Origin of the sequence: Arthrobacter sp. CAU 1506, from assembly GCF_005047635.1 — a bacterium.
GTDB lineage: Bacteria > Actinomycetota > Actinomycetes > Actinomycetales > Micrococcaceae > Crystallibacter.
This window is the reverse complement of the sequence record NZ_SUKC01000012.1, coordinates 68336-84314: the sequence shown is the minus strand read 5'-3', so window position 1 is coordinate 84314 and position 15979 is coordinate 68336. Positions and strand designations below refer to the sequence as shown.

Annotated in this window: 13 protein-coding genes and 1 riboswitch; of the genes, 9 read left to right on the top strand and 4 right to left on the bottom strand. The window is 66.4% G+C overall.

The annotated features are described in order from the left end of the window. The first annotated feature begins 230 nt into the window (after window positions 1-230). The 7 genes from E4J89_RS14090 (at window position 231) to E4J89_RS14060 (ending at window position 6888) form a co-directional block, all read left to right on the top strand. Window positions 231-1280 (top strand): iron ABC transporter substrate-binding protein, encoded by a 1050-nt coding sequence (locus tag E4J89_RS14090; protein WP_136786781.1) that lies wholly within the window; start codon window positions 231-233, stop codon window positions 1278-1280. A gap of 4 nt (window positions 1281-1284) precedes the next feature. After that, complete coding sequence (locus tag E4J89_RS14085) at window positions 1285-2880, top strand: iron ABC transporter permease (protein WP_136786780.1); 1596 nt, start codon at window positions 1285-1287, stop codon at window positions 2878-2880. Next, window positions 2877-4058 (top strand): ABC transporter ATP-binding protein, encoded by a 1182-nt coding sequence (locus E4J89_RS14080; RefSeq protein WP_205754502.1) that lies wholly within the window; start codon window positions 2877-2879, stop codon window positions 4056-4058. Before E4J89_RS14085 ends, E4J89_RS14080 begins: the two co-directional genes overlap by 4 nt. Continuing rightward, the gene (locus tag E4J89_RS14075; protein ID WP_136786779.1) at window positions 4045-4617 is read left to right on the top strand and encodes a TetR/AcrR family transcriptional regulator; all 573 of its coding nucleotides are present in this window, start codon (window positions 4045-4047) and stop codon (window positions 4615-4617) included. The genes E4J89_RS14080 and E4J89_RS14075 overlap by 14 nt, the downstream gene beginning before the upstream one ends. 156 nt (window positions 4618-4773) lie before the next feature. Next, window positions 4774-4839: riboswitch (guanidine-III (ykkC-III) riboswitch) on the top strand. A 10-nt stretch (window positions 4840-4849) separates the two neighbouring features. Further along, on the top strand, window positions 4850-5164 hold the full coding sequence (locus E4J89_RS14070) for a multidrug efflux SMR transporter (RefSeq protein ID WP_136786778.1): 315 nt from the start codon (window positions 4850-4852) through the stop codon (window positions 5162-5164). A 12-nt stretch (window positions 5165-5176) separates the two neighbouring features. Next, window positions 5177-5521: a multidrug efflux SMR transporter gene (locus E4J89_RS14065; protein WP_136786777.1), complete on the top strand. Its 345-nt coding sequence runs from the start codon at window positions 5177-5179 to the stop codon at window positions 5519-5521. Window positions 5522-5826: 305 nt separating this feature from the next. Next, window positions 5827-6888 carry a biotin/lipoate A/B protein ligase family protein gene (locus E4J89_RS14060; protein WP_136786776.1) on the top strand — a complete coding sequence of 354 codons (1062 nt, stop codon included), beginning with the start codon at window positions 5827-5829 and terminating at the stop codon, window positions 6886-6888. A gap of 28 nt (window positions 6889-6916) precedes the next feature. On the opposite strand, the gene pepN is transcribed toward E4J89_RS14060, so the two are convergent. The 3 genes from pepN to glgC all read right to left on the bottom strand — a co-directional run bounded on the left by pepN (window position 6917) and on the right by glgC (window position 12096). Then, window positions 6917-9544 carry an aminopeptidase N gene (pepN, locus tag E4J89_RS14055; protein ID WP_136786775.1) on the bottom strand — a complete coding sequence of 876 codons (2628 nt, stop codon included), beginning with the start codon at window positions 9542-9544 and terminating at the stop codon, window positions 6917-6919. A 119-nt stretch (window positions 9545-9663) separates the two neighbouring features. After that, window positions 9664-10665: a putative sulfate exporter family transporter gene (locus tag E4J89_RS14050; protein ID WP_346763389.1), complete on the bottom strand. Its 1002-nt coding sequence runs from the start codon at window positions 10663-10665 to the stop codon at window positions 9664-9666. Between the two features lie 141 nt (window positions 10666-10806). Beyond that, entirely contained in the window at window positions 10807-12096 is a 1290-nt protein-coding gene (gene glgC / locus E4J89_RS14045; RefSeq protein WP_136786774.1) for a glucose-1-phosphate adenylyltransferase, read from the bottom strand. A gap of 101 nt (window positions 12097-12197) precedes the next feature. Here glgC and glgA point away from each other — a divergent pair, with 101 nt between their 5' ends. Then, a complete protein-coding gene (gene glgA / locus E4J89_RS14040) occupies window positions 12198-13394 on the top strand; it encodes a glycogen synthase (protein WP_136786773.1) in 1197 nt (398 codons plus the stop codon). Here the strand turns inward: glgA and E4J89_RS14035 are convergent. Then, window positions 13373-13819, bottom strand: a complete 447-nt coding sequence (locus E4J89_RS14035; RefSeq protein WP_136786772.1) for a protein-tyrosine phosphatase family protein — start codon at window positions 13817-13819, stop codon at window positions 13373-13375. The two genes, glgA and E4J89_RS14035, sit on opposite strands and share 22 nt — an antisense overlap. Before the next feature lie 154 nt (window positions 13820-13973). Between E4J89_RS14035 and E4J89_RS14030 the strand changes: the two genes are divergently transcribed. Then, a complete protein-coding gene (locus E4J89_RS14030) occupies window positions 13974-15950 on the top strand; it encodes an amino acid transporter (protein ID WP_136786771.1) in 1977 nt (658 codons plus the stop codon). Window positions 15951-15979 lie beyond the last annotated feature (29 nt).

Genomic DNA, 15979 nt, shown 5'->3' with positions numbered 1-15979 from the left:
ACATCTGTTCGAATGAAGGGTAGTCCGGCGCCACGGCTGCGCTTGGCCCTGTGCGCGCCCCGGATGCCATCAGGGCCAGGGGCAGCCATTCGAATCCGTGGCCCTGCAGTGCGTCATAAAAATCAACGCCGCAGAAAAGTCGGGCTCCAGTTTGGCTGCTTAGGCTTGGCTAACCTAAGCTCGATGAGGGCCCAAAGGTCCCCTCACTGTTTGCAGAAAGAAGCTCCCTCATGAAGCTCCGCAAGAACGCTCTGGTCGGCATCGCCGTAGCTGCCACCGCTGTCTTCGGCCTCGCAGCCTGTGGTTCGAACCCGGACTCTGGCTCCGCAGGGTCAGGATCCGCCGCGGCCGGCGACGGCATCACTGTCTACAATGCCCAGCACGAGAGCCTGGCCCAGGAATGGATCGACGCCTTTACCGCCGAGACCGGTATCAAGGTTACCGTCCGTCAGGGCTCGGACACCGAAATGTCCAACCAAATCATCCAGGAAGGTGACGCTTCGCCGGCCGACGTTTTCCTGACCGAGAACTCTCCTGCCATGACGCAGGTCGAGAACGCCGGGCTCTTCGCCGACGTGGACCAGGCCACCATCGACCAGGTTCCCGCCGAGTTCCGTCCTTCTACCGGGAAGTGGACCGGCATCGCGGCCCGTTCCACCGTTCTGGTGTATGACAAGAACAAGATCAGCGAAGACAAACTGCCCAAGTCCATGCTGGATCTGGCCAACCCTGAGTGGAAGGGCAAGTGGGCCGCGTCGCCGACCGGCGCCGACTTCCAAGCCATTGTTTCCGCCCTGCTTGAGCTCAAGGGCGAGGCCGCCACGGAGGAGTGGCTTGCCGGCATGAAGGAAAACTACAAGGCCTACAAGGGCAACAGCACCGCCATGAAGGCGGTCAACGCCGGTGAAGTCGACGCCGCGCTCATCTACCACTATTACTACTACGGTGACCAGGCCGAGACCGGGGAGAACTCCAACAACGTCACACCGTACTACTTCAAGAACGAGGACCCGGGCGCCTTCATCTCGGTGTCCGGCGGCGGCGTGCTGAAGTCCTCCAAGAAGGCCGAGGACGCGCAGGCATTCCTGAAGTTCATTACCGGCAAGCAGGGCCAGGAAATCCTGAAAGACGGCACATCGTTCGAATATGCCGTCGGCTCGGGGGTGGACTCCAACGAGGCTTTGGTTCCGATCAAGGACCTTGAGGCCCCCACCGTGGACCCGGCCAAGCTGAACTCCACCCAGGTCACGGATCTGATGACCCAGGCGGGACTACTGTAGTTCTGTGACGACTGATCTATCGGCTCCCGGTACGACTGATACTGGGAGCACGACGGCGGGCGGGGGCAAGCGCCTTCGCCCGCCTTTCGGGGTTTCGGCGGTGTCCCTGCTGGCCGTCTTGATCGCCCTGTTTTCGCTCGTCCCCCTCGGTTATGTCGCCTACATGACGGTAGCCACCGGCTGGGACACTGCCGTCGAGCTCATTTTCCGCCCGCGTGTTGGCGAGTTGCTGCTGAACACCGTCATGCTGACCGTCATCACCGTTCCGCTGTGCCTCGTCCTGGGCGCCGGTGGGGCGTGGCTGGTGGAGCGGACCACGCTGCGCGGTCACCGCTGGTGGGCGGTAGCGTTGGCCGCGCCGCTGGCCATTCCAGCCTTCGTCAACAGCTACTCGTGGGTTTCCGCGGTTCCGTCCTTGGAGGGAATCTGGTCCGGCGTGCTGATCGCCACCTTGTCCTACTTCCCGCTGGTCTACATACCGGCGGCTGCGGCCCTGGGGCGCCTGGACCCGGCCATCGAGCAATCCGCCGCGTCACTCGGGCTGGGGTCGTGGGCTGTCTTTTTCCGTGTGGTGCTCCCGCAGCTCCGCATCGCCCTCACTGGAGGGGCGCTGTTGGTCTCCCTGCACCTCCTGGCGGAGTACGGTGCCTTTGCCATGATCCGCTTCGACACGTTCACGACGGCGATCATGGTCCAGTTCCAGTCGACCTTCAACGGCACCGCCGGCAACATGCTGGCCAGCGTCCTGGTGTTCCTCTGCCTCATTCTGCTGCTGGCTGAGGTGAAAAGCCGCGGCACCGCACGCTATGCCCGGATTGGCTCGGGCGCGCCGGCCAAGGCGACGCGGCTGCCGCTTCGGCACTACCAGTTGCCGGCCCAGCTCTCGTTGGCGGCTGTCACGGTGCTGGCCTTCGGCGTGCCCGTCTGGTTCGTGCTGCGGTGGCTAATCGCCGGCGGGTCCGAGGTCTGGGCGGCCGACGAATTCCTGCCCGCGCTGCTTCAGACGCTGATGTACGGGGCCGTTGGCGCTGCCGTCACCATAGTGGTGGCCTTCCCCATGGCCTACTTGGCAGTTCGGCGGCCCAGCGGGTTCAGCAAGCTACTGGAACTCTCCAACTACGTGACCAGCTCGCTGCCCGGCATCGTGGTGGGCCTGGCCTTCGTCACGGTCACCATCCGGGCGGTCCCCGGGATCTACCAAACGGCGGGCGTGCTGGTGGCCGCCTACGTGCTGCTGTTCCTTCCCCGGGCACTGGTCAACCTCCGCTCCGGGCTGGCACAGGCGCCGAAGGAACTCGACGAAGCGGCGCAGTCGCTGGGCAAAGCGCCGTTGACTTCGTTTGTGCGGGTGACGCTGCGCCTCACCGCACCGGCTGCTGCCGGCGGCGCCGCACTGGTCTTCCTCGCCATCGTCAATGAACTGACGGCCACGCTGCTCCTCTCGCCGAACGGAACCCGGACGCTTGCCACCGAGTTCTGGAGCAAGAGCAGCGAGATCGATTACAGCGGCGCCGCCCCCTACGCCTTGCTGATGATCCTGCTCTCGGCACCGATGACGTACCTGCTCTTCCAACAGTCCAAGAAAGTGGCCGGACAGTGACCGAACATTCCCCCTCCGCGCTCCCGGCGTTTCGCGTCGCGCCCTCCGTGGCGCCGACCACCAACACGCATTTGGAGATCGCCGGGGTCACCAAGAACTTCGGCTCCCAGTCTGTGCTTAAGGGCGTGGACCTTTCCGTGGCCAAAGGCGGAACCACGGCGATCGTGGGCCCCTCGGGGTCAGGAAAAACCACGCTGCTGCGACTGATCGCCGGTTTCGAACATCCGGACACCGGGTCGATCAGCCTCAGCGGCTTCCCCGTTGCCGGAAACGGCGTCTGGATTCCTGCCCACAAGCGCCACGTCGGTTACGTCGCGCAGGACGGAGCGCTCTTTCCGCATCTGACGGTGGGGCAAAACATTGCTTTTGGCCTCAATGCCGGGAAAATCGACGGCGGTCGGCGGGCCGTGAATGCACGGGTCAGCGACCTGCTTGAGATGGTGTCCCTGGACGCGGCGATGGCGAAGCGGCGGCCGCACCAATTGTCCGGCGGCCAGCAGCAGCGGGTTGCCTTGGCCAGGGCGCTGGCCCGGGAACCCGAACTCATGCTCCTCGATGAGCCGTTCTCGGCACTCGACGCCGGGCTCCGGGTTGCCACCCGCCGCGCCGTCGCCAAGGTGCTCAGCGAAGCCGGCGTGACCACCATTTTGGTAACCCACGACCAAGCCGAAGCACTCTCCTTCGCGGACCAGGTAGCGATCATGCGCGCCGGAAAACTGGCACAGATTGGCAACCCCTTCGTGGTCTATACGCGGCCGGCCGACCGGGCCACGGCCGAGTTCCTGGGCGACGCGGTGATCCTGGACGCGTGGATGGAGGGGTCGCTGGCGACCTGCTCGTTGGGCGGAGTCCCGGTGCGCCGGCCACCGGCGCAGGGGAGGGTCCAGCTCATGCTCCGCCCCGAGCAGATCCGCATTGCGCCGGATGGGCCGATCCGAGGAGTGGTGGTTGACACCGATTACTTCGGCCCGGAAACCACCGTCCGGATTAAACTTGCCGAGAGCAATGCGCCACACCGCGCCGCCTCCGGCAACGGTCATCGGTACCCCGGCGGCGGCGAAGTCATCACCATCCGGCACTGGAACGCGTCCATCACCAAGCCCGGGACCGAGCTCTGCCTACGGGTGGTCGGCGAAGGCGTGGCCTTCCCGCAGGAGAGGGAACATGGCCAAGAATGAGCAGCGGAGGCGGCTGCTCGCCGACGCCGGCCTGGCAGTTCTCGCCCGCGAAGGCTCGCGCGGACTCACGCATCGCGCGATCGACGAGGAAGCGGATGTCCCGGTTGGCACCGCTTCGAATTACTTTCGCAGCCGCGATGCGTTGATCGCTGGCCTCGTCGACCGTATAGGCGAGCGTCTCGCCCCGGACCCGGAAGTCCTCGAGCGGCTCGCTGCCGAGCCATCTGGCAGCGGGTTTTTCGCCGATTATCTGCGCGATATTGTGCGTCGGCTGACCGCCGAACGCGAGGTCACGCTGGCTATGTACGAACTCCGCCTGGAGAGCACACGGCGCCCAAGTGTGGCTTCCGTACTGCGGGAGTGGCAGCGGACCGCCTTTGAGGCCGACATCGCTTTCAGCACCGCGGCCGGACTTCCCGGTGGTCGTCGGCAAGTCGCGCTCTTCCACTATGCGGTGGACGGTTTGCTGTTCGACCGGCTCACCAACCCGTTGGACCCGGGCACATCAACCGATGATGTCATCGACGCGCTCGTCGCAGGCCTGCTGGGCGAGCAATGATGGATCCCGGCGAACAGCTGCCAGAGCCCGGGCGGCCTGCACTATAGCGGGGCACACTGATCCTCTACCCGGCTCGTACGCCGCCCTGCCCGGCGGCGCGGTGGTGAGCTCGGCCACCAAAGCTGCGCATCGGCGTCGTGCTTTGCTATTTTGAGATCAAGACCTCTTTCCTAGGTCTCCGGACGACGGATCAGTACCCGGTGCGCGACAAGACTGGCCAGAGGAATCAATCGTGGAATGGGTCATTCTTATCCTGTCCGGCGTCTTGGAAGCCGTGTGGGCCACGGCGCTGGGCGCATCCAAAAACTTCCGCCGGCTGTGGCCGTCCATCATTTTTGTGGTGGCCATGGCGTTGAGCATGGCCGGCTTGGCCTACGCCATGACCGCCCTTCCCGTGGGAACCGCCTATGCGGTCTGGGTAGGCATCGGTGCCGTGCTGACGGCAGCCGTCGCCATGGTTACCGGGGCCGAAAAAGCATCGCTGAGCCGAGTGGCCCTGCTGCTGGGCATCATCGGCTGCGTGGTCGGCCTCAAGGCGATCGGTTAAGGGGAGCTGACCATGCACTGGATTATTCTGCTGATCAGCGCCGTCCTGGAAGCCGTGTGGGCCACGGCGCTGAGCCTGTCGGATGGCTTGAGCCAACCGGTGCCCACCATCGTGTTTTTCGTGACGGTGACGCTGAGTATGTTGGGCTTGGGCTATGCCATGCGCGGCATCGCGCTGGGCACCGCCTACGCGGTCTGGACCGGCACGGGGGCGGCGCTGACCGTTGGTTACTCCATGCTTTTCGGCGGAGAACCGGCGAGCGTGTTGAAGCTGCTCTTTGTCGCGGGCATCATCGGCTGCGTCATCGGGCTTAAGCTCGTTGACGGCAAGGGCGACGAGGTAGCCAAGCGGGCATGAAAAAGCGCCGGCAGGTGATGGAGAAGTTGGGGGAGTCACTCCATCCCCGCCGGCGCTTGGACCGGGCACGTCCGGTCCCTCTTTCACTCGCACCGTGATGAGGTGTCTATGACACTACGGGACGGTTCTGGGTGAAGCCCCGGCAGCGGCTGGGAGAACGCTGGGTGCCGTGCGCGGAGCCAGCGGCCGCCCGGAGTGGGCCCGGTACGGGAAGCCCGGCGCCGTGATATGACTGTGGTGGCCTCTAGCCACCGCCGGCCGAACCGTCGGCGGCAACCTGGCCGCCTTGAGCAAGGAGAACGTGTATGTCCGACCATCGCCACGGAGAGTACAAGGTCCAGGGCGGCAAGCTGGTGGTTGTCGATTTTGACGTCGTGGACCAGAAGATCGTCCGCCCGTCGGTCAGCGGGGATTTCTTTCTGGAACCGGACGAAGCGCTGGCGGACATCAATACGGCGCTGGACGGCATGAGCACCGAAAGCAGCCACGCCACCTATGCCGCGGCCATCACCGCTGCGCTGCGGTCCGACGCCCAGCTGTTCGGCTTTTCCGCCGACGCCGTTGCCGTGGCCGTGCGCCGGGCCCTGAACAAGGCCACCGGCTGGCTGGACCACCAGTGGCAGGTCATTGGCCCTACGCCGCTGCCCACGCACATGCATGTGGCGATGGATGAGGTGCTGACCCGTCAGGTAGGCGCCGGGAAGCGGCCGCCCACCCTGCGGTTCTGGGAGTGGGAGACCCCCTCGGTGGTGATCGGCAGCTTCCAGTCAGTCCGCAACGAGGTGGACCCGGATGGGGCCGAACGGCACGGCATCACCGTGGTGCGCCGGATCAGCGGCGGCGGGGCCATGTTCATGGAGCGGGGCAATGCCATCACCTACTCGCTCTACCTGCCGCAGACACTGGTCGACGGGCAGAGCTTTGAAGCTTCTTACGCGTATCTTGATGCGTGGGTCATGGCGTCCCTGGAGAAGGTTGGCATCCAGGCGTTTTACCAGCCGCTCAACGACATTGCGACGCCGGAAGGCAAGATCGGCGGCGCCGCACAGAAGCGGTTGGCCAACGGCGGGATGCTCCACCATGTGACCATGTCCTACGACATCGACGCGGACAAGATGACCGACGTGCTGCGGATCGGCAAGGAGAAAATCTCCGACAAGGGCATTACCAGCGCCAAGAAGCGCGTTGATCCGCTGCGGCGGCAGACCGGCCTGAGCCGGGAAGAGATCATTGACGTCATGATCCGGACGTTCAAGGACCGCTATGCCGCTGCGGACAGCGGATTCTCCGACGACGAGCTGGCCATGGCGCGTGAACTCGTGGACACCAAGTTCAGCACCGACGAGTGGCTGCACCGCGTGCCGTAAGGCTGCCGCCATCACTTCGGGGGCCGGTTTAGCCGCCGCTCGCCGAAGCGGTGCCCGCCTGCTGGGCGCGCAGTGCCCGGAGCAGATGGTCCCGCTGCTCGATGACGATGCGGCGCAGCGCCGCGGGAGAATCGCTGTTGGCCTCCAGCCAGGCATCGGTGCGGACGACGACGGGGTGCCCGGCAGGCGTCTGTCCCGCGGCCAGATCCTGCGCGCCCGGGTAGAGCCCGCGGACCAGTCGGGCCGCGATCTCGATGCTCTTGGACGACCAGATCCGGTTGAGTTCCGCGAAGTAAGGGTCCACGTACCCGTCGAGCAGGGCAGGTGGCCCCTGGCAGAACCCGTCGATCGTGGCGTCCAGGAGCTGGTTGGATAGCGAGTCGGTGTGCACTGCCGTGCGCCACGCTTCCGCCTTGACCGCCGGATCCGGCCGGGCGGTCAAGGCCGCCAGATGGCCGGCCCGGGCAGTGACAGTGCGGTCGCCCTCCAGCGCCGCGTCGAGTTCAGCCACGTCAGCATGGCCGGTGGCGGCCAGCGCCTGCCAGAACCGCCAGCGCAGATCGGTGTCAACGGTCAGCCCGTCCACCACCACGCGGCCCTCCACCAGGTCGCGCAGGAACGGGGCCTGGCTGTCCTCAGCACGCGCCACCGCGGCCAGCGACCTCGCCCAGGTCAGTTGCTGGTCGCTACCCGCCTCGGCGGCTTCGACCTGCCGCCGGGCAGCAGCGACAAATGCATGCCGAAGCGCCGGCCGGTGGGCTGCCGGTGCGTAGCGGTCCACGGCCGTCTTGGCACAGTCCAAGACCACCTGCAGCACGCTGTTCTCCGTCTCGGCGGGGGCAAACCGTTGCACGGCTGCCACGTACTCCGCGGCCGGGATCAGCCCGTCGCGCGCCATGTTCCAGAGGCTGGACCAGCATAGGGCGCGGGCCAGCGGATCGTCGATCCGGTCCAGCGATGACAGCACGGTGTGCAGTGAGCGCTGGTCGAAGACCACCTTGGCGTAGGTCAGGTCGTCGTCGTTGAGCAGCAGCAGTGCAGGCAGGTCCCTGCCGGTTAGTTCGGGAAGCTCAGTGCGCGGACCGGCCGCGTCCACCTCCAGTTGGTCCGTGCGGAGCAGCCGGCCGGAGGCATCCGGGTTGTAGAACCCCAGACGCAAGCGGTGTGGGCGGTGTGCCTTTTCGTGCGTGACCGGGTCCACCGCATGCTGGACGACGGCCGCAGTGGCGATCGCTCCGCCGTCGTGCTCAAGGTCCAGGGCAAGGGTGGAGATGCCGGCGGTCTGCAGCCACTGGTGCGCCCACTGTTCCATGTCCCGGCCGGAGGCCGCGCTCAGGGCGGCGAGGAAATCGGCCAGCGAGGTGTTGCCGTAGGCGTGTTCGCGGAAATAGCGGCGCGAGGCACCGATGAACGAGTCGAAGCCGGCGTAGGCCACCAGCTGCTTGAGCACCGAGGCGCCCTTGGCATAGGTGATGCCGTCGAAGTTCTGTTTGGCCGCTTCCAGGTCGCGGATGTCGGCCACGATGGGGTGGGTGGTGGGCAATTGGTCCTGCACATATGCCCAGCCCTTGCGCCGGTTGGCGAAGGTGATCCAGGCGTTGCTCCACTGGGTGGCTTCGGCCGAGGCGAGGGCACCCATGTAGTCGGCGAAGGACTCCTTCAGCCAGAGGTCGTCCCACCACTTCATGGTGACCAGGTCACCGAACCACATGTGCGCCATCTCGTGCAGGATGGTGTTGGCCCGGGCCTGGTACTGCGCGTCGGTGGCGCGGGAGGAGAATACATAGGCCTCGGTGAAGGTGACCAGGCCCGGGTTTTCCATCGCGCCGAGGTTGTACTCGGGGACGAAGGCCTGCTCGTACTTGCCGAACGGGTACGGGTAGTCGAAGAGGTCGTGGAAGAAGTCGAGGCCGGCCTTGGTGACCGCGAAGATCTGGTCCGGGTCGAAGGAATCGGCCAGCGAGGCACGGCAGTAGGCACCGAGCGGCACCCGCAGTTCGCCGCCGTCGGGCAGCGGCCGGTGCCACCGGTCCGTGGCGGCATGGTAGGGCCCGGCCAGGACGGTGGTGATGTAGGTGGAGATACGCTGCGTCGGCTCGAAGCGGCGGACTGAATGGCCGGGTGTGGAAGCCAGGGGCTCGGTGGAGGCGACGGCGGCGTTTGAGGCGACGGTCCAGCTGTCCGGCGCGGCAACGTGGAAGGTGAAGGAGGCCTTCAGATCGGGTTGTTCGAAGTTGGCGAACACCCGGCGGGCGTCGGCCGGTTCGTACTGGGTGTAGAGGTAGGTTTTCCCGTCGGCAGGGTCGACAAACCGGTGCATGCCTTCGCCACTGGTGCTGTACAGGGCAGTGCCGGTGATGATGGCCTGGTTCTGCGCCTCCAGCCCGGGCAACAGGATGCGCGAACCGTCCACCACCTCGGCGGGCTCCAGCGGGCGCCCGTTGAGCAGCACGGAGTGGACGCCGCCGTGGATGAAGTCTACGAACACCGTTGAGCCCGGATCGCTGCAGCTGAAGGTGATGACGGTCTTGGAGAGGAAGCCGGGCTCGCCCTGGTCCTCGGCGTTGCGCAGGTCCAGCGAGACCTCATAGCTGTCCACCTGCAGGGCGGCTGACCGGGCGGCGGCTTCGGCGCGGCTGAGGTTCTGGTTCGTCATCCGGCCCATTTAACCATGCGGCGGCCCGTCAGCCCGGCTGGCCACGGCGGGTGTCAGCCGGCCGCCGTGCGTTATCTGGCCGTCGCCGCGCGGCGGTCTGCCGGTCGTACCGCTGTGCGTCAGCCGGCGGCCATGGCCAGCCAGGCCGCGCCGAGGCCCAGCCCGGCGATCAGCAGCCAGGACAGCAGTGCGGTGGAGATGGCCGGCAGCGATGAGCGGAGCAGTTCCCGGACACGGACGGCAGACCCCAGCCCGAACAGGGCAGCGGCCAGCAGGATTTCTTGCACCAGGGCGGTGCCATCCAGCACGGGCTGCGGCAGCCATCCCGTGCTGCGCAGCAGCACCAAGGCGAGGAAACCCAGGACGAACAGCGGCACCACGGGAGGTTGCTTCCGCGGCGCATCGGCGCCCTCGGAACCCACGCCCTCGTCAGGGCGTGCCTTGGCCGTGCGGCGCCGGTGGACCGCGACGCCGGCCGCCAGTGGCGCAAGCATCACCACGCGCGCGAGTTTAACGACGACGGCGATGGTCAGCGCCGCTGCGCCTGCGCTTTGCGCGGTGGCCACCACCTGCCCCACATCGTGCACTGACGCACCGGCCCAAAAGCCGAACACTTCCGCGGGCATGCCTGTGACGGCCATGACGGCCGGCAGCACCCCGATGGCCAGCGTCCCGCACAGGGTGACCAGGGCGACGGGCATCAGGCTGTCCTGCGCGCGGCTGCCGCGGGCAGCGGCGATGGCGCCAATGGCCGAAGCCCCGCAAATAGCGAAGCCGGCAGCCAACAGCACCGGCTGGTCGCCGGGCAGGCGGTGCCAGCGCGCCAGCAGGTAGGTTCCGGCGAACGCGAGCAGCAGCACCAGCACCACCAGCACCAGCGCGAACCAGCCCAGCTCCACCAGATCGGACAGTGCCAGCCGGGCGCCGAGCAGCACGATCCCGGCGCGCATCAGCGTGCGGGCGCAGAAGTCCAGCCCTGGTCGGGCCGGGCCGCCGATCACGGCCGCTGTGGGGGGTACGTTGGCGGCCAGAATCCCCAGCACGACGGCGAAGCTCATCACCGGCACCACGGGCAGCAGCCAGTGCAGTCCAAATGAAAGGACCACGGCCGCTGCCGCCAGGGCAAGTCCTGGCCACGCCCGGCGCAGCCAGCGTCCGCTGCGGGACCAGAAGTGAGCCGAAGGCGTTGGGGTTGCGGTGCGGGCGCGCGTGTTTGCCGGCTGCTGGGGGAGTTTCACAATGCTGGGGTTTTGTTCTGGTGGCTACAAGCCTGCGGCTTTGTTGGCGGATTCGGTCTGTGTCCGAGCGGTGAGCAGGACGCGTTCGTCTTTACTCAACACCGTCAGGCCGGAATCGGTCACAGTGAAGCCGCGGGCGCGGTCCAATTCCGGGTCCACCCCGATAGTGGCGCCGGCCGGGATCTGCACGTTCTTGTCCACAATCGCTTTGCGGACCACGGCACCTTCGCCCACGGTCACGTTGTCCATCAGCACGCTGCCGTGGACCTGGGCTCCCTCGGCCACAAAGACGTCGGTCGCCAGCACCGACTCAGTAACTTCGGCCCCGGAAACCACCACGCCCTGGGAGAGGATGGAGTCGTGGGCCGTACCGGCGGCGCCGCTGACCCCGCGGACCAGCTTGGCCGGGGGAGAGACGGACTGGCGGGTGTAGATCGGCCACTGCAGGTTGTACAGATTGAAGGCCGGCAGGGGACTGATCAGGTCCATGTGCGCCTCGTAGTAGGAATCGAGCGTCCCGACGTCGCGCCAATACTGCCGGTCCGCCCCGGTGGAGCCGGGGATATCGTTGGCCGTGAAGTCATAGACCGCCGCCTCGCCGCGCTCAACGAAGTAGGGGATGATGTCGCCGCCCATGTCGTGGTCGGTGTCCAGCCGCTCGGCATCGGCTTCCAACGCCCGCAGCAGGGCGTCGGTGTTGAAAACGTAGTTCCCCATCGAGGCCAGGAAACTATGCGGATCATCGGCCAGCCCGGCAGTGGTGGCCGGCTTCTCGACGAACGCCCGGATCTTGGTGGGCGCATCCGGTTCCGATTCGATGACGCCAAACTGGTTGGCCAGCGCCAGCGGCTGGCGTACCGCGGCCACGCTGGCGGCGGCACCGGAAGCGATGTGTTCCTCCACCATCTGGGAGAAGTCCATCCGGTAGACGTGGTCCGCGCCGACCACGACGACGATGTCCGGCTTGGCATCGTGGATCAGGTTCAGCGACTGGTAGATCGCATTGGCGCTGCCCAGGAACCAGCTCTTGCCGCGCCGTTGCTGCGCCGGGACCGAGGCCACGTAGTTGCCCAGCTGGGCTGCCATCCGCCAGGTTTCGGAGATGTGCCGGTCGAGGCTGTGCGATTTGTACTGCGTCAGCACCACGATCTGGCGGTAGCCGGAATTCACCAGGTTGGACAGCGCAAAGTCGATCAGCCGGTAGCTGCCGGCAAACGGCACCGCCGGCTTGGCCCGGTCTGCCGTGAGCGGCATCAGCCGCTTTCCTTCGCCGCCGGCGAGTACAACGGCCAGGACCTTCTTCTGTGCCACGATTTTCCCCCTTCACAGTCGTTGCGGCCCTTTAGGGCCGAAACGTGACATCCCCCTCCACCTCACAGTAGAGGAAGCCTCCGGCGTGCACTACGTTAGGTTTCGTGCGCGTAGATATTGTGACAAAAGAATTCCCGCCGGAGATCTACGGCGGGGCCGGTGTGCATGTGGCCGAACTCAGCCGCGTGTTGGCCGGAAGGCTGGACCTGCACGTGCATGCGTTCGGGGCTGAGCGGCCGACCGACTTCCACGGCGCCACGGTGCGCAGTTATCCGGTTCCGGCCGGGCTGAAGGAGGCGAACCCGGCGGTGCAGACCCTCGGCGTCGACCTGCAGATGCTGGACGGCTTTGCCGGCGCTGACCTAATCCATTCACACACCTGGTACGCCAACATGGCCGGGCATTTGGGCTCGCTGCTGCACCATGTCCCGCATGTGCTGAGCGCCCATTCGCTGGAGCCGTTGCGGCCCTGGAAAGCAGAGCAGCTGGGCGGTGGCTACCGGCTCTCCTCTTGGGCAGAGCGCACCGCCTATGAGGCGGCGGCCGCCGTCATTGCGGTGTCGGCCGGGATGCGTCAGGACATCCTCCGCTGCTACCCGGACGTGGACCCGGACCGCGTCCAGGTGGTCCACAACGGCGTGGACGTACAGCAGTGGAAACCGGACCATAACGACGACGCCGTGCGCGCCTTGGGCATCGACCCGGACCGGCCCAGCGTGGCCTTCGTGGGCAGGATTACCCGGCAGAAGGGCGTGCCGTACCTGCTGCGTGCTGCCGCACTGCTGCCGCCGGAAGTGCAGTTGGTGCTCTGCGCCGGCGCCGCCGACACCCCCGAACTGGCCGCCGAGGTCAACGCCCTGATCGCGGGACTGCGCGAAACCCGGAACGGCGTTGTGGTGATCGAGCGGATGCTCCCGCGCGCCGAACTGATCCAGGTGCTCAGCCATGCCACCGTCTTCGCCTGCCCGTCCATTTACGAGCCGCTGGGCATCGTCAACCTTGAGGCGATGGCCTGCGGCGCACCGGTGGTGGCCAGCGCCACCGGCGGCATCCCGGAGGTGGTCGACGACGGTGTCACCGGGGCATTGGTTCCGCTGGCACAGGTCTCCGATGGAACGGGAACCCCGCTGGATGAGGAACAGTTCGTGCGCGATTTCGCCGCTGCGTTGAACCGCACACTGGCCGACCCGGCAGCAGCCCGCCGGCAGGGCGAGGCAGGCCGCCGGCGCGCCGAGGAGCACTTCTCCTGGGACTCCATCGCCGGCAAGACCCTGGAGGTCTACCGCAGCGTACTGGGCTGAGGGAAGCTCCGCACGAACCGCCGCTGCCACGGGGTCTCGACGGCGCCGGGACGGTAGCGTTCCCTGACGTACTCGACGGCTTCGGCCCGCGGCACGCCGTCCAGGATGGCAATGCACGCCAAAGCCGTGCCGGTCCGGCCGCGTCCAGCGAGACAGGCCACCTCCACCCGCTCATGCTGTGCCCGCAGCCAGGCCTCGCGGAAGGCGGCTGCGGCGTCGTGGAAGTCATCGGGCAGCCGAAGGTCACGCCAACGCACCCACCGCTGTTCCCATTCGGTGGGCAGCGGCCGCCCGTGCTTCAGGTAGAGCGCAAACTCGGGTGCCGGGCCTGCCGGCACCGGCTTGTACAGAGCCCGTCCGCGCACCAGCCGTCCCGAAGGCAACCGCAACACGCCTGGAAGCGTGGGATCCCACGGCGTTCCCATGGCAGAACTTTAGTCCTCCATCAGCGCATCCGGGAGCCGCTGGAAACCCAAGGCCGCCGGCATCAAGAAGGCGTTAAGACTGCGTGCAGCCGGCCGGAACACGTTTACCGTGACAACGGTCCTCAAAAGGGCCGTGTTGAAAGGGTTTCGTCCAATGACCACCTTGAGTTTGCCTCCTTTTGATCCGTCAGCGCCCAGGGCTCGCCCGGCAGTGCGGCTGCGGGCCTGGATGCTGCACGACCTGCCGACCGCCAGCGGGGTGAAGCTTGGCCCGCACGGGACGGTGGATTCGCTTGAACACGGTCACCCGTGGTGGAAGGTGATGTGTTTGACCGGCGTGGACTACTTTTCAACGCTGGGTTATCAGCCGGCTATTGCCGCATTGGCTGCCGGCGCCGTCTCGCCGCTGGCCACCATGCTGGTGGTCCTCGTGACCTTGTGCGGCGCGTTGCCCGTTTACCGCCGTGTGGCGGAGGAAAGTCCACACGGTTCCGGATCGATTGCCATGCTGGAACGGCTGTTGCCGCGCTGGCGGGGGAAACTGCTCGTGCTGGCGCTGCTGGGGTTCGTGGCGACGGACTTCATGATCACCATGACCTTGTCGGCCGCGGACGCCACCGCCCACCTGATCGAGAATCCGTTGCTGCCGCACTGGCTGGAAGGCCAGAACGTGGCGATCACGCTGGTTCTGCTCGGCGCCTTGACCGCGGTGTTTCTGCGCGGATTCCGTGAAGCGATCGGGGTCGCCGTCGTCGTGGTCGGCGCCTATCTGGCACTGAACGCGGTGCTGGTGGCGGTGTGCCTGGCTGACGTGCTGACGCACCCGCTGGTGGTGCGCGACTGGTGGCAGGTGCTGACGGCGTCGTACGGCAACCCGCTGTTGATCGTCGCCGTCGTCCTGTTGGTCTTCCCCAAGCTCGCCCTGGGCCTGTCCGGTTTCGAGACCGGGGTGGCCGTCATGCCCCAGATCCGGGCCAGCAGCCAGGTCGACGGGGACCACTTGGCGGGCAGGATCCACGGGACCAGGCGACTGCTGACCACCGCGGCGCTCATCATGAGCGGGTTCCTGATCTCCAGCAGCTTCGTTTCCATCCTGCTGATCCCGGCGCAGGAATTCCAGCCCGGGGGAGCAGCCAACGGGCGGGCCTTGGCCTATCTGGCGCATGAGTTGATGGGACCGGTGTTCGGGTCGCTGTATGACGCCAGCACCATTATCATCCTCTGGTTCGCCGGTGCGTCGGCGATGGCCGGCCTGCTCAATGTGGTGCCCCGGTACCTGCCCCGCTACGGCATGGCACCCGGGTGGACGAAGGCCTCGCGCCCGCTGGTTCTAGTGTTTTGCGCCATCGCTTTCCTCGTCACGGTGGTTTTTGACGCCGACGTCGATGCGCAGGGTGGGGCCTATGCCACCGGGGTGCTGGTCCTGATCACGTCCGCAGCCGCGGCCGTCACGCTTTCGGCACGGTCTCGAGGCCAGCGACGGCTCGTCTGGGGTTTCGGGGCGGTCACCGCGGCTTTCGTCTACACCACGGCAGCGAACATCGTGGAACGGCCCGAGGGTATCCGCATCGCGTCACTGTTCATCCTGGGCATTGTGGTCATTTCCTTCATCTCGCGGACCAGGCGCTCGTTCGAGTTGCATGCTACCCACGTCCATTTCGACGAACGTGCGGTGGAGCTGATCGCCCGGTCCGACACGGGGCCGCTCTTGTTCATTGCGCATGAGCCAAAACGGCTGGACGCGGAGGCCTACCGCAAGAAGCTGGCAGCGGCCCGCGCGGTCAATAACCTGCCGGCCGACGAGGTGCCGGTGTTCCTGGAAGTCATCGTCGACGACTCCTCGGACTTCGAAACCGAACTGGAGGTGCACGGCGTGTGCCGCCACGGGTACGACATCCTTGAGGTCCACGGTCCGGTGGTGCCCAACACCATCGCCTCTGTGTTGCTGCACATCCGCGACATCACCGGGCTGATGCCGCACGTCTACTTCCGCTGGACGGAGGGCAACCCGATCAGCAACCTGCTGCGTTTCCTGGTCTTCGGCGAAGGGGAAATCGCTCCGGTCACCCGGGAAATCCTGCGTGAAGCCGAACCGGATGTGACCAACCGGCCCTGGGTGCATGTTGGCTAGCCGCTGCCCGCGAACGGTGCCCGCAGGCC